Source organism: Streptomyces sp. CB02980 (genome assembly GCF_014451325.2).
In the GTDB taxonomy this organism is placed as follows: Bacteria; Actinomycetota; Actinomycetes; order Streptomycetales; family Streptomycetaceae; genus Streptomyces.
In genome coordinates, this window is record NZ_JACSCH020000015.1 from 21,958 (window position 1) to 41,045 (window position 19,088).

Annotated in this window: 20 protein-coding genes; 10 read left to right on the forward strand and 10 right to left on the reverse strand. The window is 73.6% G+C overall.

From position 1 onward, the window contains the following. Positions 1-100: 100 nt before the first annotated feature. The 4 genes from E0F75_RS27875 to E0F75_RS27890 form a co-directional block, all read right to left on the reverse strand. A complete protein-coding gene (locus tag E0F75_RS27875; RefSeq protein ID WP_229313715.1) occupies positions 101-2,119 on the reverse strand; it encodes a hypothetical protein in 2,019 nt (672 codons plus the stop codon). Between the two features lie 119 nt (positions 2,120-2,238). After that, positions 2,239-3,048: a polysaccharide deacetylase family protein gene (locus tag E0F75_RS27880; RefSeq protein WP_229313716.1), complete on the reverse strand. Its 810-nt coding sequence runs from the start codon at positions 3,046-3,048 to the stop codon at positions 2,239-2,241. Then, entirely contained in the window at positions 3,045-4,406 is a 1,362-nt protein-coding gene (locus E0F75_RS27885; RefSeq protein WP_229313717.1) for a glycosyltransferase family 2 protein, read from the reverse strand. The genes E0F75_RS27880 and E0F75_RS27885 overlap by 4 nt, the downstream gene beginning before the upstream one ends. Positions 4,407-4,682: 276 nt before the next feature. Next, entirely contained in the window at positions 4,683-5,765 is a 1,083-nt protein-coding gene (locus E0F75_RS27890; protein WP_229313718.1) for a GNAT family N-acetyltransferase, read from the reverse strand. 124 nt (positions 5,766-5,889) lie between these two features. On the opposite strand from E0F75_RS27890, the gene E0F75_RS27895 reads away from it, so the two are divergent. The 4 genes from E0F75_RS27895 (at position 5,890) to E0F75_RS27905 (ending at position 7,570) form a co-directional block, all read left to right on the forward strand. Then, a complete protein-coding gene (locus tag E0F75_RS27895; RefSeq protein WP_229313719.1) occupies positions 5,890-6,585 on the forward strand; it encodes a phosphotransferase in 696 nt (231 codons plus the stop codon). 131 nt (positions 6,586-6,716) lie between these two features. Beyond that, the gene (locus E0F75_RS27900) at positions 6,717-7,073 is read left to right on the forward strand and encodes a hypothetical protein (RefSeq protein ID WP_229313720.1); all 357 of its coding nucleotides are present in this window, start codon (positions 6,717-6,719) and stop codon (positions 7,071-7,073) included. A 24-nt stretch (positions 7,074-7,097) separates the two neighbouring features. Further along, positions 7,098-7,223, forward strand: coding sequence for a hypothetical protein (locus tag E0F75_RS40140; RefSeq protein WP_267499658.1), 126 nt, complete (start codon positions 7,098-7,100; stop codon positions 7,221-7,223). After that, a complete protein-coding gene (locus tag E0F75_RS27905; RefSeq protein ID WP_229313721.1) occupies positions 7,220-7,570 on the forward strand; it encodes a VOC family protein in 351 nt (116 codons plus the stop codon). The genes E0F75_RS40140 and E0F75_RS27905 overlap by 4 nt, the downstream gene beginning before the upstream one ends. 49 nt (positions 7,571-7,619) lie before the next feature. On the opposite strand, the gene E0F75_RS27910 is transcribed toward E0F75_RS27905, so the two are convergent. The 5 genes from E0F75_RS27910 to hutU form a co-directional block, all read right to left on the reverse strand. Further along, entirely contained in the window at positions 7,620-8,360 is a 741-nt protein-coding gene (locus E0F75_RS27910) for a hypothetical protein (protein WP_229313722.1), read from the reverse strand. 107 nt (positions 8,361-8,467) lie between these two features. Then, positions 8,468-9,715, reverse strand: a complete 1,248-nt coding sequence (gene hutI, locus E0F75_RS27915) for an imidazolonepropionase (protein ID WP_229313723.1) — start codon at positions 9,713-9,715, stop codon at positions 8,468-8,470. A gap of 26 nt (positions 9,716-9,741) precedes the next feature. Beyond that, entirely contained in the window at positions 9,742-11,082 is a 1,341-nt protein-coding gene (locus tag E0F75_RS27920) for a formimidoylglutamate deiminase (RefSeq protein ID WP_229313724.1), read from the reverse strand. Continuing rightward, a complete protein-coding gene (locus E0F75_RS27925) occupies positions 11,073-12,269 on the reverse strand; it encodes an allantoate amidohydrolase (RefSeq protein ID WP_229313863.1) in 1,197 nt (398 codons plus the stop codon). The genes E0F75_RS27920 and E0F75_RS27925 overlap by 10 nt, the downstream gene beginning before the upstream one ends. A gap of 17 nt (positions 12,270-12,286) precedes the next feature. Further along, entirely contained in the window at positions 12,287-13,951 is a 1,665-nt protein-coding gene (gene hutU, locus E0F75_RS27930; RefSeq protein ID WP_229313725.1) for a urocanate hydratase, read from the reverse strand. 103 nt (positions 13,952-14,054) lie between these two features. On the opposite strand from hutU, the gene E0F75_RS27935 reads away from it, so the two are divergent. The 6 genes from E0F75_RS27935 to E0F75_RS27960 all read left to right on the forward strand — a co-directional run bounded on the left by E0F75_RS27935 (position 14,055) and on the right by E0F75_RS27960 (position 18,176). Continuing rightward, positions 14,055-15,401 (forward strand): diaminopimelate decarboxylase, encoded by a 1,347-nt coding sequence (locus tag E0F75_RS27935; RefSeq protein ID WP_229313726.1) that lies wholly within the window; start codon positions 14,055-14,057, stop codon positions 15,399-15,401. 32 nt (positions 15,402-15,433) lie between these two features. Beyond that, positions 15,434-15,919 (forward strand): SRPBCC family protein, encoded by a 486-nt coding sequence (locus tag E0F75_RS27940; RefSeq protein ID WP_229313727.1) that lies wholly within the window; start codon positions 15,434-15,436, stop codon positions 15,917-15,919. 152 nt (positions 15,920-16,071) lie between these two features. After that, the gene (locus E0F75_RS27945; RefSeq protein ID WP_229313728.1) at positions 16,072-16,464 is read left to right on the forward strand and encodes a hypothetical protein; all 393 of its coding nucleotides are present in this window, start codon (positions 16,072-16,074) and stop codon (positions 16,462-16,464) included. Continuing rightward, complete coding sequence (locus E0F75_RS27950) at positions 16,461-17,255, forward strand: transcriptional regulator (RefSeq protein WP_229313729.1); 795 nt, start codon at positions 16,461-16,463, stop codon at positions 17,253-17,255. The genes E0F75_RS27945 and E0F75_RS27950 overlap by 4 nt, the downstream gene beginning before the upstream one ends. A 41-nt stretch (positions 17,256-17,296) precedes the next feature. Next, positions 17,297-17,689 (forward strand): roadblock/LC7 domain-containing protein, encoded by a 393-nt coding sequence (locus E0F75_RS27955; RefSeq protein ID WP_030315243.1) that lies wholly within the window; start codon positions 17,297-17,299, stop codon positions 17,687-17,689. 115 nt (positions 17,690-17,804) lie between these two features. Then, positions 17,805-18,176, forward strand: coding sequence for a hypothetical protein (locus E0F75_RS27960; protein WP_229313730.1), 372 nt, complete (start codon positions 17,805-17,807; stop codon positions 18,174-18,176). Positions 18,177-18,198: 22 nt separating this feature from the next. On the opposite strand, the gene E0F75_RS27965 is transcribed toward E0F75_RS27960, so the two are convergent. Further along, a complete protein-coding gene (locus E0F75_RS27965) occupies positions 18,199-19,044 on the reverse strand; it encodes a MurR/RpiR family transcriptional regulator (RefSeq protein WP_229313731.1) in 846 nt (281 codons plus the stop codon). Positions 19,045-19,088 lie beyond the last annotated feature (44 nt).

The following is a 19,088-nucleotide window of genomic DNA, read 5'->3' on the forward strand; positions in this document are numbered from 1 at the left end:
GCGTACCTGCTCCTCGTACGGGTGGGCGACGGGCGTGTCGTCGGCGGGGTGTTCGGCCAGCGGCGGGCGGTCGTGCTCGGCCGGTGGCGGGCGGTCGTGTTCAGCCGGTGGTGGTGGGCCGGTAGCGCAGGACGAGCCCGTACCTGCTCTCCTCCACGACCGCGAACAGCGGCGATGCCTTGAGCGCCGTGCCGAGGCGGTCGAAGCCGCCCGCCGGGAGGTAGCCCTCGCCGATGACGGCCTCGCCCTGGGTGGGGGTGAGGATCACATAGGCCGGGCGGCCCGCGGGGATGCCGCCGGCGAGGTAGCCGGCCGGGTCCTTCAGCATGCGGAGGTTCTCGTCGACCTCCTGCTCGGTGAAGAACCAGCGCTCGTAGTGGTCGTAGCGGTAGTACGAGTCGGCGAACGCGCCGGTCGCGGCGAGGATCAGCGCCCCCTCGGGCGCCCGGTCGAAGGCGCGGCGGGTGAGGGCGGTCTCGCCGGGCGGTGCGTAGTGCATGCCCTCCTTGCCGTAGTACGAGGGCAGGAAGCCGGCGAGCATGGCGACGAGGGTGAGGGGCAGCGCGACGGTGGCCGTGCGGCGGGCGATCGTGGCGGCGCGGCTCGCGGCCCCGGCGGCGGGGACGAGCGCGGCGGCCGCGAAGAAGGCGGCGCCGGGAAGACCGAAGAGGTAGACCCGGAAGATCATCTCGCCGCCGTAGTCGTTCACGGCGAACATCGGAAGGGGCGCCGCGGCGGTGAGCAGCAGCGGCAGCGCGCTGCGGACCAGCCTGCGGCGGAGGAGCACGGCGGCGGCGGCGAGACCGCCGAGGGCGAGCACCATCAGGATGTTGGCGCTGCCGACGAGTTCGGGGCCCGGCCCGGTGGGGTCGCCCGCGAAGCCGGGGCGCGAGTTGCCGAGCAGGTCGCCGGCCTTCTCGCGCAGGGTGCCGAGCGTGTCGAGGAACAGCTCCCGGCCCATGGTCAGGTTCCAGACCAGCATGATCAGCCCGGTGACGGCGAGGAGCCCCAGGTTGCGGTAGCGCCGGGTGAGGCAGAGGGCGAAGAGGCTCGCGCACAGCATCACCGGGGTGAGCTGGTGCGAGGCGTTGATGGTGGCGATGATCGGGACGAGGAAGAGGACCGCGACGGCCCGCTGCCGGGTGGTCGTGGGCGGCGGTACGGCCGCGGCGGCCGGGTCGAGCGTGGCGCGGTCGCGGAGTGTGCCCGCCGATCCGGGCAGGACGAAGTGCCGGACGACGACGGCGAAGACGGTGAGGTAGAGCAGGTACGAGAAGCCCTGCGGGGAGAGGTAGTCCTGGCCCACCCAGTTCGCGAGCTGGAAGATCCACACACCGGTCCACACGAGGCGCCAGTCGTCGCTGAACGTGCGGTAGACGAGGATCAGGACGGGGACGGTCAGCAGACCGAGCGCGACGGGCGCCCAGTTGATGAACGAGGCGGCGGCGTCCACCCCGAAGGCACGGACGAGGGCGGCGTCCAGCGAGAAGAAGCCGGGCCACTGGTCATAGGCGGACATGCCGCCGGAGAGCTCGGTCCCCGGGTGGACGGCGCCCTGGTCGAGCAGCCTGCTGATGATCGCGTCGTGCTTGGACGCCCAGGCGTAGCGGACGGTGTCGTAGAGGATCGCGGGCGGCGCCTTGAGGGCGACGAGCATGGCGGCGCAGTAGGTGGCCGGCCAGAGGGGCGCGGTGCCGGCGCGGCGCAGGGTGATGACGAAACCGCAGGTGAGGATGGCGAGGGCGGCGTAGAAGGTGAGGGGGAAGCGGTCGAGGAGACCGAACTCGTCCATGCCCCGGAAGTCGATGCCGGGCAGCGCCCAGAGCCAGAGGGCGCCGGCGACGAGGAGGGGGACGAGGTTGAGGGCGTCGGGGGAACGGAGGACGGCGGCGAACCGGCCCCGGGGGGCGGTGGCCCGCTCCCCTGCCGCCGGGCCCTTTGCCGCCCCGTCTTTTGCCGCCCGGTCTTTTGCCGCCCGGCCCCCGGCCTCCCGCTCCCCGGCCTCCCGCACTCCTGCCTCCCGCACTCCTGCCTCCCGGTCCTCCGCCTCCCGGTCCGTGGCGGAGGGCTGCGGTGGCACACCGCTCCCGGTCACCGGTGCGGGCCCCTGACGCTGCACGGCCTCTCCCCCCACGAACTGTCCTTTTCGACGAAGTACAGGAAGGTACTTCGGTCTTGTTCGGGCTTTCAACTGCCGGTCGGATCGCCGGAGTCGTCGATCTTCGGAGACACCGGCACTCAGCCGGCGAACTCGGGCCCCTTCACCAGGGCACGGGCTCTGCGGTACATCCGCCAGCCGACCGTGGGCAGCGAGTCGGGGTACGGCGCGGCCTTCGCTCCGCGCCCCTCCATCCACTGCTCGACGTCGGCGACGGTGTGACCGCGGCGCAGGATCAGCCGGGCGATGCGGTAGATCTCGTCGCTCCCGGAGCTGAGCGCGTGCCGGACGGCGACGGCCGAGGTGTACCCGGCGGCCGCGGCGGCCCGCCGTACGGCCGGGCTGTTGTAGCCGTGCGGGTAGGCGAGATGGCGGACCTCGTGCCCGAGGACGTCCTCCAGCACCGCCTTGGACTCGCGCAGTTCCCGGCGGAGCGCGGCCGGTGCGAGGGTGTCGAGCTGCGGGTGGGTGGCGGTGTGCGCGCCGACCTCCATCCCGTACTGCTCAAGGAGCGGCGCCTGGGCGAGGGTCATCATCGGCGCGGGCGGCAGCAGACAGGGCCGGCCGCGGGTGATGGCCCCGGTGGTGAGGTACGCGGTGGACGGCAGACCGCGGGCGGCGAGGGCCTCGGCGGTCGGCCCCACCAGATCGGCGAAGCCGTCGTCGAAGGTGAGGACGACGGGCCGGGGCGGCAGCGGGGCGCCGGTGGCGAAGTACGCGGCGAGGGTGCCGACGGTGACGGCGGTGCGGCCGCTGGCGACGATCGCGTCGAGCTGGGCGGCGAACTCCTTGGGGGAGACGGTGAATTCGGCGATCCAGTCCGGGGGGTCCTCCATCACGGCGTGGTAGAGGAGGACGGGTATGCGCGAGCGCGCGGCGGTGCCGGTCATCGGGTCACCGCCGAACCGCCGCGCGGTGCCTGCACGCGAGCCGTGGCGCGGGCCCGCGTACGGGCCTGGGTGCGGGCCTTGGCGTATCCGATCGGGCCGTAGAGCATGCCGCGCCGCTCCAGCCGGGAGAGGGAGGCGGGCCAGGGGTGGTGCTGGGTGCCGTGCTCGCCGGGAACGCCGCCCTCGGGGGTCTCCCCCCGCTGGGCGGTCATGGTCCGGGCGTACGCGAGGCCCCGCGGCAGCCGGGCGAGCAGGGCGGGCAGCAGGCGGGGGCTGCGTACCAGGGTGGCGGTGAGGTACGCGGTGAGCCCGGCGCCGTAGCCGTACGCCTGGTTCCGCAGGTCCTGCCAGGTGTCGCGGTGGTGGTGCCAGACGAGGGCCTCGGAGGTGTAGCGGAGGCGGAAGCCGGCGGCGAGGACGGCGACGAAGGCGTACAGGTCGTCGCCGCCGCGTGCGGCGGTCCCGGTACCGGTCGCCGGGTCGAAGCCGCCGGCCCGGCGGAGGGCGTCGGCGCGGAAGGCCATGTTGGCGCCGGAGCCGAAGCTGCCGGCGGTGAAGGGGAAGAGCGGCTCGTCGGCGGGCGGTTGAGCCGGATCGTAGAGACGGGGCGCGAAGCCCTTGGCGAAGCCGCCGTGGGATTCGAGGAGGATCTGGGCGGGGGTGCCGAGGCGCGCGGGCAGGATCAGGCCGGTGACGCAGCCGAGGCCGGGATCGGTGGCGAAGGGCGCGGTGAGGGCGCTCAGCCAGCGCGGGTCGGCGATCACGTCGTCGTCGGTGAAGGCGACGACGGCCCCCTCGGCGGCGGCGAGGCCGGTGTTGTGGGCGGTGGCGAGACCGGGGGTGTCCTCGCGCACGTACCGGACGCGGTCGGCGTACTCGGCGTACTTCCGGGTGACGAGCTCGTGGGTGTCGGTGGTGCGGGGCGCGTTGTCGACGACGATCAGCTCGAAGTCCGGGTGGTCCTGGGCGAGCAGCGAGTCGAGGGCGCGGGCGAGGGACTCGGGGCGCTCGCGGGTGGCGACGACGACGGAGGTACGCGGCGGAGCGGGCGCGTCGAGCACGTCGAGCGCGGGAGGCCGGGCGGCGGCGAGGCGTTCGGCGTCGGTCCCGGGCCTCCCCGCTTCGGCGAGCCGTCGCCGGGCGAGGGCGGCGAGCACCTCGGCGGGGTCCTCACCGGCGGGGACGGTCCCGACGACGGTGGCGGCGGGCCGGCCCCTGAGCCGTACGAGCGCGTAGACGTCACCGGGCACGACGGCCGGCGCGCCGGGCGCGGGCCGGAAGCCGAGGACGGGCCCGTCGGGCGCGTCGAGATCGAGCTCGGCGACGGAGAGGGGCCGGGGGGCGGGGGTGCTGCTCATCGGGGGTCTCCCCAGAGACGTACGGAGGCGGGTGCGGCGGGTGCGACATGGGGGGCGGCTAGGGCGTGCGGGGCAGACGGGGCGGATGGGGCTCGTTCGGCGGGCGGGCCGGGTACGGCGGGCGCCCGCCGGCCACGCGCGGACGCGGCCGCGTACCCGGGCACGGTCACGGTCACGGGCACAGGCACAGGCACAGGCACAGGCACAGGCATCGGCATGGGCACGGTCACGGTCACGGTCACGGGCACCGACGCGGCCGGCGGCGCCGTGGTGGGGCTAACGGTGGCCCCGCAGGCGGGCGAGACCGTTGAGGACCGCGCGCCCCCGGGCCGCGAGGGCCGGCCGGGTGCGGACGAAGCGGTGCACGCGCAGCGGGGGCTCCCGGCGCAGCCAGTGCACCGCGCCCAGCACACCCGGCCGGACGACGGCACCCTCGTACACCGTCAACTCCCCCGTCTTCAGGGCGTCCTTGTACTCGGCGGCGCCGCGCCCCAGGTCCAGCATCCCGATCCCGGCGGCGGCCGCGGCCTCGGCCATCCGCAGATGGAGGACGAGCCCCGGCGAGTACTTCGCGAACTCGGGGTCGTACGCCGGGAACCAGCAGGACAGCACGGTCCGGGACCGCAGCCCGAAGTGGGCGGCGATCGGGCGCTCCCCCACGTACAGCACGGACAGGACTCCGGAGCAGCCGGGCGTACGGAGCGTGTGGAGGCGGCGGACGAGCACGCTGATCCACTCCTGGGCGAAGCGGTCGCCGCGGCCGGTCCTGCGGTACTGGGCGGACTTCCACGCCATGAGGGTGCGCAGGGCCGCCGGATCGCGCTCGTCGAAGACGAAACGCACCTCGCCGTCGGCCTGGCGGCCGAGCTTGCGCTCCTTGGCGAGGGTGGTCTTGAGGAACTTGGGCGACTGGACGCGGAGCAGGGCCTCGTAGGCCGCGTACCCCTCGCCGACGTCGATCACGGGCGAGGCGAACGACTCGGTGGCGGCGCCCTCGAAGACCGGCTGCCCGTCCTCCAGGTTGTCGAACTGCCAGACGGCGAGACCACAGGCGCGCAGCAACGCCCGTGCGCCCGGCCGCAGTCCGGAGCGCAGGACCGCTCCCTGACTGTCGGAGACCCCGAAACCGATCGCGCGGCCCCCGCCGAGCAGGCCCTTCTCGTACGGGAAGAAGCCGACCGGCTCGCCGTCCTCCCACCAGACGGCGACCCGCGAGCGCGGGCGGACCTCGGCGACCGCGCGGGTGAACTCCGGTTCCATGAAGGGGTTCGCGGGCCCGCCGGCTTTGGCGCGCAGCTCCCGCCATGCCTCGGTCTCGCGCTCGCCCAGCTCCCCCGGCCGCACGACGCGCACGCTCACAGCACTCACCTGCCGACCCCCCGGTCTACCCCCTGAGCACTACCAGGACAGGACGGTACCGGTCCGTGGTCACCCGTGGCAGGGATACTGGGCCTTTCCGTGACCAACCCGTGAAGGAGGGGACATGACGGGGATCCATGGTGATCAAGAGGCTCGTGAGGTGGCCGAGTTGGAGATCATCGGGTGGGGCAGGACCGCGGACGTGTACGCGCTGCCGGGGGACGAGGCGTGGGTCCTGCGGCGCAACCGGGACGGCGGCGGCACTGCGCGGGAGGCCGAGGTCATGACGCGGCTGGCGCACCAGGGCTACCCGGTCCCGGCGGTGCTGCGCGCGGAGGGGCCCGATCTGGTGATGGAGCGCCTCACCGGGCCCTCGCTCCTGGACGCCCTGCTGGCCGGCACGTACGAACCGGAGCCGGCGGGCGCGCTGATCGCGGACCTGCTGGCGAGGCTGCACGCGCTGCCGGGGTCGCCGCCGGCGCATCTGGACCTGCACCCCGGAAACGTCCTTCTGACGCCCGACCGGGGCCCTGTCGTCATCGACTGGGAGACGGCCGAGGAGGGTCACCCGCCGGGCCTCGACCACGCGATGTCGGCGCTGCTCCTCGCGGAGGTGGCGGTCTCCCCGGCCCCGTACGCCCCGGGCGCCCGGGCGGGCCTGGCCGCGCTCCTGTCGGCCGCGACGGCCCCGGTCCTGCCGCACGTCGGCACGGCCCGGGTCCGCCGCGCGGCGGACCCGGGCCTGACGGAGGGGGAGGTCGCGGCGCTGGGCGCGGCGGCGGAACTGGTGACGGAGCTGGCGGCGTCCCGGGCTGCCTGAGCGGCGAGTTCACACAGTCCGCCGGGCAGCGCCCCCGCGGAAATCCGGTGGCCCGCCGCCCGGCGCCGTCGGTACCGTCGGGGCCCCGCGGACCGCGTCCGCGGGGCCCTGCGTGAGAGAGAGTGAACACCGTGACCGCCGCCCACCGCCCGACGACGACTCTGTGGCGCCCCACCGGCCCGACCGAGCTGGACCTCGTGCGGGAGCTGGAGTGGCGGGCCTGGCCGCCGCGGCTGCCGGAGCAGCCGATCTTCTACCCGGTCCTCAACGAGGAGTACGCGGTGATGATCGCGCGCGACTGGAACGTCAGGCACGACGGCGCCGGCTTCGTCACGCGCTTCGAGGTCGACACGGAGTTCCTACGCAGGTACCCGGTCCAGCAGGCGGGCGGGCGGACGATCCTGGAGCTGTGGGTGCCGGCCGAGGAGCTCGACGAGTTCAACGCGCACCTCGTGGGCGAGATCGAGCTGGTTCACGAGTTCCGCTGAACGCCGGCTCGCTAGGGTGCGGTCATGGGAGCACTGACGACCGCCGTACACGAGCGCGAGGAAGCCGCCCGGTTCCCCGCCCGGCCCGGCGGCTTCGAACGCGAGAACGAGCCCTACGAGCCGCACCTGCAGGTCGGGAGCCACCGATGACGATCCGCCGCGCGGTCCCCAACCTCCACACCGCCTCCCCCGGGGAGAACCGCGACTTCTACGCGCTGCTCGGGTTCGAGGCGGTGATGGACCACGGCTGGATCACCACCCTCGCCTCCCCTTCGGCCCCCACGGCCCAGATCAGCCTGATAACCCACGACCTGACCGCACCGGTCGCCCCGGACCTCAGCGTGGAGGTCGACGACGTGGACGCGGCGTACGCGACGGTCCGCGCGTCGGGCGCCGAGATCGTCCACCCCCTGACCGACGAACCCTGGGGCGTGCGGCGCTTCTTCACCCGCGACCCGGACGGCCGTGTGATCAACGTCCTGAGCCACCGGTCCTAGGGTGTGTCCTGCCGATCAGGCCGGACACCCCTGGCGTTCCCGGGCCCGGTCACGACCCGTTCGGCTTCCGCTTCACCTCGGTGACGTCCACGCTCTGCGTCACCGGCGCCCCGAAGGGTTCCGCGAGCACCGTGTCGGCGGTCGAGACGACCTCCACGACCAGGTTGTCGATCACGCCCGTGGAGCGGAGGTCGAGTCGCACCCGGGGCCTGCCTCCGTGGTCCGGCATCCGGTGAATGGCCTCGGGCAGGTAGTCCAGAGCGATCAGCGCCTTGCGCAGCTCCGCGTAGTCGGCCGGGCCCGCGCCGTCGAACGCGTTCAGGATGCGATCGACGTGTGCGTGCCCGACGCAGGCGCCGAGAGGGGACAGGACCGTCTCCACGGCAGGCTCGGAGGACGGCGGCTCGGTGGCGTCGCCGGGCAGCGGAGCCGGCGGGGCGCTCCGTGTCGGCTGCTCCTCCGGAGCCGGCTCGGCGAGGTCGTCGGTCGACGGGAGGGCGGGCAACTCGGGCATGGTGCCGGGCTCGCACGTGTTCGTGATGCGGATCTCCAGCGCCATCGACCTGACCGCCGGGTCGGGGTGCTCCGCCAGGGCTTCCGGCGGGACCATCCGCTCCGGGGTCGCCGTCGGCTTCGGCTTCGCCGTGGCGGTGGCGGTGGCGGTGGTGTCGACGGCGGACACCTTCGCCTGGGCCTTGCCCGTGGCGTCCGCGGTACCGCAGGCGGACACGGCCATGCCGCCGAGCGCGGCTGCCAGGACGATCTTCGTGAAGCGGGTCGCGTTCCTCATGCGGGAATCATGCGAGCGGGCGATGCCCGCCCACATGAGTACCTCTACTCAACGCATCCTGTGATCAACCGGACCGCCCGGCGCCACTTCGGCGCCTCGTCACGCCCTCAGGCCACCCGTACGCCCGCCCGCCAGACCTCCGTCACCAGCGGGACGCCCGGGCGGTACGCCAGGTGCACGTGGGACGGGGCGTCGAGGAAGGTGAGGTCCGCGCGCGCGCCCGGCGTCAGCCGGCCGACGTCCGTGCGGCGCAGGGCCGCCGCGCCGCCCGCCGTGGCCGACCAGACCGCCTCGTCCGGGGTCATGCCCATGTCCCGTACCGCGAGGGCGATGCAGAAGGGGACCGAGGACGTGAAGGACGAGCCCGGGTTGCAGTCCGTGGACAGGGCGACCGTCACGCCCGCGTCCAGGAGGCGGCGCGCGTTCGGCCACTCCGCGCGGGTGGAGAACTCCGCGCCCGGGAGGAGGGTCGCGACCGTCGATCCGTTCGCCAGCGCGTCCACGTCAGCGTCCGTCAGGTGCGTGCAGTGGTCCGCGCTCGCCGCGTCCAGCTCCACCGCGAGCTGGACGCCGGGGCCGTACGTGAGCTGGTTCGCGTGCACCCGGGGGTGCAGGCCCTTCGCCTTGCCTGCGGTCAGGATCGCGCGCGCCTGGTCGCCGTCGAACGCGCCCTTCTCGCAGAAGACGTCCACCCAACGGGCGTACGGGGCACACGCGTCCAGCATCTCGCCCGTCACCAGGTCCACGTACGCGGCCGGGTCGTCGGCGTAGTCGGGGGAGACGATGTGCGCGCCGAGGTACGTGACCTCGTCGGTGTGCTCGGCCGCGATGCGCAGCGCACGTGCCTCGTCCTCGACCGTGAGGCCGTAGCCCGACTTGGTCTCGAAGGTCGTCGTGCCCTGGCGGAGGGCCTCGCGGAGGTAGCGGGCGACGTTCGCGGAGAGCTCGGCGTCGGTCGCCGCGCGGGTCGCCGCGACCGTGGTGCGGATGCCGCCGGCCTTGTAGGGCCGGCCGGACATGCGGGCGCTGAACTCGGCGGTGCGGTCGCCCGCGAAGACGAGGTGGGAGTGGGAGTCCACGAAGCCGGGGATCACCGCCCGTCCACCGGCGTCGACCCGGTTGTCAGTGGCCGGTGCTTTGCTGGATTCACCGACCCAGACCACGCGGTCGCCGTCCATGACGACGGCCGCGTCCTGGATCAGACCCAGGGCACTTCCATCACCGAGGGAGGGATCGTTCGTGACGAGGCTGGCGATGTTGACGATGGCGGTGGCGGTCGTCGCCACGGCGCTGTTCGCGCTCGTGGGGGCGGAGCTCGCCACCGGGTTGTTCGTCGCCGCGGGTCCGGTGTTCATCGTGAGAGGTGTCTCCTTCAGGCGCTTCAGCCGCGCAGTGCGGCGATCGAGTCCGCGAGGGCACGGGGCACGTCCGGCACGGTCTGGTGGACCCCGTCCCGTACGACGTGACGTCCGCCCACGACCGTGTGCCGGACGTCCGCTGCCGACGCTGCGAATACCGCCGTCTCGGCTGCCAGACGCGGTACCGGTCCCGCTGTCCTGACCGAGTCGAGCGCGATCGTCGTGAAGTCGGCGAGGGCGCCGGCCTCCAGGGTGCCCGCGTCCGCCCAGCCGAGGGCCGCGTGACCGTCCGCCGTGGCCGCGCGGAGGAGGGCCGCCGCCGTCCAGTGGCCCCGGGTGCGGGTGCGGAGGCGTTCGTTCAGTTCCATCGCGCGCGCCTCCTCCAGGAGGTCGATCACCGCGTGGCTGTCGCTGCCCAGGGACAGCGGGGAGCCGGCCCGCTGGAGGGCTACGGCCGGGCCGATGCCGTCGGCCAGGTCCCGTTCCGTCGTGGGGCACATGCACGTGCCGGTGGACGTCGAGCCGATCAGGGCGATGTCGGCATCGGTCATGTGGGTGTTGTGGACGCCCGTCGTCCGGGCGCCGAGCACTCCGTGGTCGGCCAGGAGCTGGGTGGGCGTGCGGCCGTGGGCCGCCAGGCAGGCGTCGTTCTCGGCGGTCTGCTCCGAGAGGTGGACGTGGAGGGGGGCCTGCCGGTCCTGGGCCCAGCGGGCCACCGTCGACAGCTGGTCCGCCGGGACCGCGCGTACCGAGTGGATCGCCGCCCCGATCCGTACGCCGTCCCGTTCCTTCAGGCCGCTCGCCCGCTCGGCCCAGGCCTCGGCCGTGCCGTCGGAGAAGCGGAGCTGGTGCCGGTCGGGTGCGGCGCCGAAGCCGGCGGAGAGGTACGCCGTGTCGAGGAGGGTGATGCGGATGCCCGCCTCGCCGGCGGCGGCGATCAGGGCCTCGCCCATGGCGTTGGGGTCGGCGTACGGGGTGCCGCCGGGCGCGTGGTGGAGGTAGTGGAACTCGCCGACGGCGGTGATGCCCGCCAGCGCCATCTCCGCGTACACGGCGCGGGCGAGGGCGAAGTAGCTGTCGGGGGTGAGGCGTTGGGCCACGTTGTACATGACCTCGCGCCAGGTCCAGAACGTGCCGGAGCCGACCTGGACCGTGCCGCGCAGGGCGCGGTGGAAGGCGTGCGAGTGGGCGTTCGCCAGGCCCGGGATCGTCAGGCCGCGCAGCACGACGGCGCCGGGCGGCGGGGCGTCGACCCCGGTGCGGACGGCGGTGACGCGGCCGTCCGAGGAGACCTCGAGGGCCACGCCCGGCTCGACGTTCGTGTCGAGCCAGGCGTGTTCCAGCCAGTACGTCGTCAGCGGCACGCCAGCTCCTCCAGTACGTCGGCGAGTGCGAGGACCCCGGCCACGCAGTCGTCCTCGGCCGCGAACTCGGCCGGGGAGTGCGAGACGCCGGTGGGGTTCCGTACGAACAGCATGGCGGTCGGAATCGATTCGGAGAGGATTCCCGCGTCGTGTCCGGCACCGGTACCGAGGACCGGGACCTTTCCGGACTCACCCAGGATCCGGGACAGCTCGTCGCGCAGGGCGTGCGAGAAGTCCACGATCGGGGTGAAGGACTCCCGGACGACCGTGAGGTCGATGCCGTGCCGCTGGGCGTAGTCGCGGGCCGCCGTCTCGACGCCCGCCACGACCGTGTCGAGCGCGTCCTGGTCGGCGGCGCGGGCGTCGAGCCAGCCGCGGACCAGGGACGGGATGGCGTTGACGCCGTTCGGCTCGACCGCGATCTTGCCGAAGGTGGCGACGGCGCCCGCGAGCTCCGCCTCGCGGCGGGCGGCGAGGACCGTCTCCGCGTAGGTGAGCATCGGGTCGCGGCGGTCGACCAGGCGGGTGGTGCCCGCGTGGTTGGCCTCGCCCGCGAAGTCGTACCGCCAGCGGCCGTGCGGCCAGATGGAGGAGGCGATGCCGACGGAGTCCCCGGACAGGTCGAGGGCGCGGCCCTGCTCGACGTGGAGTTCGACGAACGCGCCGATGCGGGAGAGCCGTTCGGGGTCGGCGCCGATGGTCGAGGGGTCGTGGCCGGCCGCCTCCATGGCCTGCGGGAGGCTGATGCCGGAGGCGTCGCGGAGCTCGTACGCCTGCTCCTTCGTCAGCCGGCCGGCGGTGAGGCGGGAGCCGACGCAGGCGAGGCCGAAGCGGGCGCCCTCTTCGTCGCCGAAGTTGGTGATGGCGAGCGGGCGCTTGAACGAGACGCCGCGCGAACGGAGTTCGTCGAGGGCGGCGAAGGCGGAGACGACACCCAGGGGGCCGTCGAAGGCGCCGCCGTCCGGGACGGAGTCCAGGTGGGAGCCGGTGACGACGGCGTCCCCCGCGGCGGGGTCGCCGAGCCAGGCCCACTGGTTGCCGTTGCGGTCGGTCTCGACGTCCATGCGGCGGGCCTCGGCCTGCATGCGGAACCAGAGGCGGCAGTCGGCGTCGGCCTCGGTCCAGGCGTAGCGCCGGTAGCCGCCCGAGGCGGCGCTGCGGCCGATGGGCCGCAGCGACCGCCACATGGCGTCGAAGCTCGCGCTCACGCGTCGTCGCCCTCGCGCATCGGGACGCGGACGCCGCGCTCGTCGGCGACCCGCTCCGCGATGTCGTAGCCCGCGTCGACGTGGCGGATGACGCCCATGCCGGGGTCGTTCGTCAGGACGCGGCGGATCTTCTCGCCCGCGAGCTTCGTGCCGTCGGCCACCGAGACCTGACCGGCGTGGATGGAACGGCCCATGCCGACGCCGCCGCCGTGGTGGATGGAGACCCAGGACGCGCCGGAGGCGACGTTCACCATGGCGTTGAGGAGCGGCCAGTCGGCGATGGCGTCGGAGCCGTCGAGCATGGCCTCGGTCTCGCGGTACGGGGAGGCCACCGAGCCGCAGTCGAGGTGGTCGCGGCCGATCGCGAGGGGCGCGGCGAGGGTGCCGTTGCCGACCATGTCGTTGAACATGTCGCCGGCCTTGTCGCGCTCGCCCTGGCCGAGCCAGCAGATGCGGGCGGGCAGGCCCTGGAAGTGGACGCGCTCGCCGGCCATCTTGATCCAGCGGTGCAGGGACTCGTTCTCCGGGAAGAGGTCGAGGATCGCCTTGTCCGTCTTGTGGATGTCCGAGGCCTCGCCGGACAGGGCCGCCCAGCGGAACGGGCCCTTGCCCTCGCAGAACAGCGGGCGGATGTACGCCGGGACGAAGCCGGGGAAGGCGAACGCGCGGTCGTAACCGGCCAGCTGGGCCTCGCCGCGGATCGAGTTGCCGTAGTCGAAGACCTCGGCGCCCGCGTCCATGAAGCCGACCATGGCCTCGACGTGCTTGGCCATCGACTCGCGGGCGCGGGTCGTGAACCCGGCCGGGTCCTTGGCGGCGGCGTCGGCCATGTCGTCGAAGGCGATGCCGACCGGGAGGTAGGCGAGCGGGTCGTGGGCGCTCGTCTGGTCGGTGACGATGTCGATCGGGGCGCCCTCGGCGAGCATCTGCGGGAGCAGCTCGGCGGCGTTGCCGAGGAGGCCGATGGAGAGCGGGCGGCGGGCGTCGCGGGCCTCGGTCGCCAGCTGGAGGGCGTGGGCCGGGTTGTCGGCCTTGACGTCCAGGTAGCGGTGCTCGATGCGGCGCTCGATGGCGCGCGGGTCGACGTCGATGCAGATCGCGACGCCGTCGTTCATCGTCACGGCGAGGGGCTGGGCGCCGCCCATGCCGCCGAGGCCGGCGGTGAGGGTGATCGTGCCGGCCAGGGTGCCGTTGAACTTCTTGGCCGCGACGGCCGCGAAGGTCTCGTACGTGCCCTGGAGGATGCCCTGGGTGCCGATGTAGATCCAGGACCCGGCGGTCATCTGGCCGTACATGGTGAGGCCGAGCTGCTCCAGGCGCCGGAACTCCTCCCAGTTGGCCCAGTCGCCGACCAGGTTGGAGTTGGCGATGAGGACGCGCGGGGCCCACTCGTGGGTCTGCATGACGCCGACGGGGCGGCCGGACTGGACGAGCATCGTCTCGTCCTGCTTCAGCGTCCGGAGCGTGCGGACCATGGCGTCGAAGGAGCGCCAGTCGCGGGCGGCCTTGCCGGTGCCGCCGTAGACGACGAGCTTGTCGGGGTGCTCGGCGACCTCGGGGTCGAGGTTGTTCTGGAGCATCCGGAGGGCGGCCTCCTGCTGCCACCCCAGGGCGCTCAGTTCCGTACCGCGCGGGGCCCGTACGGGGCGGGGTCCTGACATGGCGGTGCCTCCTCGAATGTCGTTCAGATATTCACATCCTGGCGTCTTGAATAGTTGTAGTCAACAGCTGCGGGGCCGCACGTCCCGGTGATGGGATGGACACATGGCCTCCTCCCGCCGCGATCTCGCCGTCCGCGCCGCCGTCGACCAAGGACTCCTCTCCTCCGCCGAACCGGTCGTCGCCCTCCTCGACACCGCCGGCATCCGCACCTCCGCAGCCGCCCTGACCAGCGCGTTCGCCGCCGTCACCGACGCGCCCGTGCTGCACGCCTTCGCCGTCAAGGCCACCCCTCTCGTCCCCGTGCTCCGCCTTCTGCACGAGGCCGGGCTCGGCGTCGAGGTCGCGAGCCCCGGCGAGCTGGCCCTCGCGCGCGCCGCCGGAGTCCCACCCGCCGAAACCGTGCTCGACTCCCCCGCCAAGACCCCCGCCGAGCTGCGCCAGGCCCTCGCGCTCGGCATCGCCGTCAACGCCGACAACCTCCAGGAACTGGCCAGGCTCGACGCGCTCGTCGCCTCCGCGCCCACCGCCTCACCGCTCGGGATCCGGGTGAACCCGCAGGTCGGAGCCGGTTCCATCGGCGCCCTCTCGACCGCGACCGCCACCTCCAAGTTCGGCGTGGCACTCCGCGACGAGGGCGCCCGCAAGGCCGTCGTCCAGGCCTACCTGGAGCGGCCCTGGCTGACCCGGCTGCACACCCACACCGGCTCCCAGGGCGTCCCGCTCGCCCTGATGGCCGAAGGCGTCGGGGAGGCGTACGCGCTCGCCGAGGAGATCAACCGCACGGTCGGCCGGCAGCAGATCGACACCCTCGACATCGGTGGCGGCCTGCCGGTCAACTTCCACTCCGACGAGGAGACGCCGACGTACGCGGAGTACGCCCGGCTGCTCGCCGACACCGTCCCCGGGCTCTTCGACGGCCGCTACGGCCTGGTGACCGAGTTCGGCCGATCGCTGCTCGCCAAGCACGGCACGGTCCTCGCCCGGGTGGAGTACACCAAGACCTCCGGCGGCCGCCCCATCGCCGTCACCCACGCGGGCGTACAGCTGGCCACCCGGACGGTCTACGCCCCCGACGCCTGGCCGCTGCGCGTCCTCGCCTACGACTCCGAGGGCCGCCCCCGCACCGGGGAGACCACCGTCCAGGACGTGGCGGGCCCCGCCTGCTTCGCCGGGGACCTGCTCGCCACCGGGCGGGAGCTGCCGCTGCTGCACCAGGGCGACGTGGTCGCCGTCCCGGACACCGGCGCCTACTACTTCGCCCACCACTACGCGTACAACAGCCTGCCCCGGCCGGGCATCCACGGCTTCACGGTGACGGAGAACGGCGGCGGGGACGGGGGTGAGGGCGGCGACGGGGTGGTCGCCTTCACGACCGTACGGAAGCCCCAGACGCTCGCGGAGATCGTCGCCGAGTCGGGCGGGGCGCACGCGAACGCCCTCGTCGGGTAGCGCGGGCCGTGCGTCGCGGTTTCGATGAAGCCATGACTGGAACGGGAACCGGCTCGAACACCACGACCGTCGTCGTCGAGCGGCGGGTCGACGCCTCCCCCGGGCGGGTCTGGGAGTCGATCACCGACCTGCCGGACATGCCCCGCGTCCTCTCGGGCGTCCAGCGGGTCGAGGTGCTCACCGAGGGCGGCTTCGCCGTGGGCACCCGCTGGCGCGAGACCCGGCGGATGCTGGGCAAGGAGGCCACCGAGGAGATGCTGGTGACGGAGTGCGAGCCGCCGGACCGGTACGTCACGGTCGCCGACTCGCACGGCATGCACTACGTCTCCGAGATCACCCTCACGCCCGACGGAGCGGGGGCGACCACCCTGCGGATGACGTTCTCCGCCCGGCCCTCCCGCGGCCGCCGGCAGGGCTTCCTGGGGCGGCTGATGGCCCGCTTCGGCGCGAAGGCGGTCGCCAAGGCGCTCGCGAAGGACCTGTCCGAGATCGCGAACGCGGTGGAATCGAAGACCTGACGGTCGACCTGACAGACAATCCCGGCCCGATTGCCGTCGAGTGCTGGCATGTTCCGATGGAAAATGCCAGAACGCCCCCCGGAGGCGGCTGCGTTCAGTAACGTCACCGTCACTGCCGCACGTTCGCACGCCGCATCGGGAGGGGAATCCGCGTGCCCGGAATCGACGAGTGCCTTCTGGAGGCCATGGCCCTGCCGGGCGCTCGCGGGGCCTCCCTGGTCGACTGGACCAGCGGGCTCGCCCTCGGGACGGCGGGTGACTCACCGGTCGGCGACCATGAGACGACGGCCGCCGAGACCGCCGAACTCGCGCGCGCCGCCGCCGAGTTCGACTCGTTCGCGGCCGCCGGGGAGGACCCCGGCGGCGAACCGCCCGTCGAGGACCTGATCGTCACCACCCGCGCCGGCTACCACGTCCTGCGCTTCGTCGAGACGTCCTTCGACAGCAGCGTCTTCCTCCACCTCTGGCTCGACCGCGACACCGGCAACCTCGCCCTCGCCCGCATACGCCTCCGCGACCTCGCCGAACGGCTGGTCCTGGGATGAGCGCGCCCGGAGCGACCGCCGTCGCCACCCCCGTCTCCCCGATGCTGGTCCGGCTCGCCGCCGAGAAGGCCACCGGCGCCCTGCTCCGCGACCACGGCACGCTCTACCTCGTCGACGGCCGCGTCGTGCACGCCGAGAGCCCCGCCGCCCCCGGCGTCGACGTCCTCCTCACCACCGGCGGACGGCTGCCCCGCGAGGGCTGGGACGAGGCCGTCGACCGGGCCGGCGCCCACCGCGCCGTCGGCCGCTTCCTCGTCGACAGCGGCCGGCTCCACGACGGCGAGCTGGAGATCTGCCACCTCGGCGCCGTCTTCGACGCGGCCTTCTTCGCTCTCTCCCCCACCAGCGGACCGACCCGCTTCCGGTACGGGGTGGGGCACTGGTTCGGGACGGTGCGGCCGGTGTCGGCCGAGGCGGTCGAGCGCGAGACGGTACGCCGCCGTGAACTCCTCGACGCCGTCTGGCCGTACGCCGCCGTGGACGCCTCCCCCGTCGTGCCGCGCCGCGCCGCCCCCGGCCAGACCGTGGGGGCGCGCCAGCGGGCCCTGCTCGCCGTCGCGGACGGACAGCGGACCCCGGCGGAGCTCGCCCTGGTGCTCGGCCGCCCCGCCTTCCACACCCTCCTCGACGTCCGGCGGCTCGCGGCCGCCGGGCTCGTCGAGACGCCGCTCGACCCCACCCCCGTACCGCTGCCACCGCCCTTGCCTGCCCTGTTACCGGCTCTGCCGGTGGCCGATCCCGACATCGCCCTGCTGCGCCGGCTCCGTGACGCCCTGGAGGCACACCTGTGATGAGGCGTGCCCTGCGCCTGCGCGCCGAAAGGAAACAGCTCATGACGGCAGAAGCCGAGGTCCTCGGCGAGCTCAGACGGCTGCGGGCCCGGCTGCCCCAGCTGACCGGAGCGCTCGCGGCCAGTGCCGACGGGCTCGTCCTGGCCCACGACACCGTGGACGGCGAGGCGGAGAGCGTGGCCGCGCTGACCGCGGCGGCGCTCGGCGTCGGCCAGCGACTGACCGACAGCACCGGCCAGGGCCGGTTCCGGGAGCTGCTGGTACGCGGCGAGAACGGCTACGTGGCGACGTACGCGGCGGGCGGCTCGGCCGTCCTGACGCTGCTCGCCGAGCCCCGGATCAACGTCGGGCGGCTCCATCTGGAGGCCCGCAGGTCCAGCGTCCGGATAGGCGAACTCGTCGACGGCGCGCTGGAGCGCAGAGACCTGAACTGACGCACCGCACCACAAGAAACACCACGAAGAAGCACCACGACAAGCACCACGAGAAGCACCACGCAGAACGAGCACCACGCAGAAGACCCGTACACGAAAAGGAAGTGCGACACCCATGGCGAACACCGAGACCTCCCTCAAGGAAGCGGCCTCCATCGAAGGCGCCATCGGCGCTGCCCTCGTCGACTACACCAGCGGCATGGCGCTCGGCACGATCGGCGGCGGCAAGGAGCTCGACCTCAACGTCGCCGCGGCCGGCAACACCGACGTCGTCCGGGCCAAGGTCCGGGCGATGGAGATGCTGGGGCTCAACGACGAGATCGAGGACATCCTGATCACCCTCGGGACCCACTACCACCTGATCCGGCTGCTGAAGGGGCGCGGCACCAACGGCCTCTTCCTCTACCTGGCCCTGTCCAAGGACCGGGCGAACCTGGCGATGGCCCGCCACCAGCTGAAGAAGATCGAGGCCGAGCTGGAGGTCTGACCGGCTTCGCGGGCGCGGGGGCCTATTCGACGAACAGGCCCCGCGCCGCCGCCTTCGTGTCGAACTCCTCCAGGCGCGCCTGCGCGTCAGGGAGTTCGTCGGCCATGGCCTCCAGGAGGACCCGGCCGAGCATCATCGGCGCACACGCGGTGTCGAAGGCGAGCCCGGTGCCGACGGCGGCCGGGATGAGCAGGTCGCTGTGGGCGGCGACGGGCGCGAACGCCGACTCGGCGACGGTCACGACCGTGAGCCCGGCCGCACGCGCGTACTCCAGGGCCTCGACGACCTCCCGCGGGTGCCGGGGCAGCGCGAAGCACAGCAGGGCCGTGGCCCCGGCGCGTACGGCGGCGTCGACGCGGTCCGTGAGCATGGAGCCGGCCTCGTCGAGGAGCCGGACGTCCGGGTGCACCTTGGCGGCGAAGTAGGCGAAGCCGCGCGCCTGCGAGGAGGCGGCCCGCAGGCCGAGCACGGGCAGCGGGCGGGAGCGGGCGAGCAGCCGGCCGGCCCGCTCGACGGGCGCGGGGTCGGCGAGGAGTCCGGCCAGGTGCCTGAGGTTCTCGATCTCGGCGAGGACGGCCTGCTGGTACTCGTTGAGCGCCTCGTCCTCCCCCTCGGCCGTATCGGGCTCGGGGGGCGCGACCTCGCGCAGATGGCGGCGGAGCGCCGGGTACCCGTCGAACCCGAGGGCGACGGCGAAGCGGGTGACGGAGGGCTGGCTGACCCCGGCGAGCTCGGCGAGCTCGACGCTGGACAGGAAGGGCACGTCACCGGCGCGCCGCACCATGCAGTGCGCGATCCGCCGCTGTGTCGGCGTCAGCCGGTGCCCCTCGAAGAGCGCCTGCAGCCGACCGGCCGGGCTGTCGCTCATGCCGCCGCCCCCTCTCTCTCACCTATTCACCCGCGAAGGGCTCT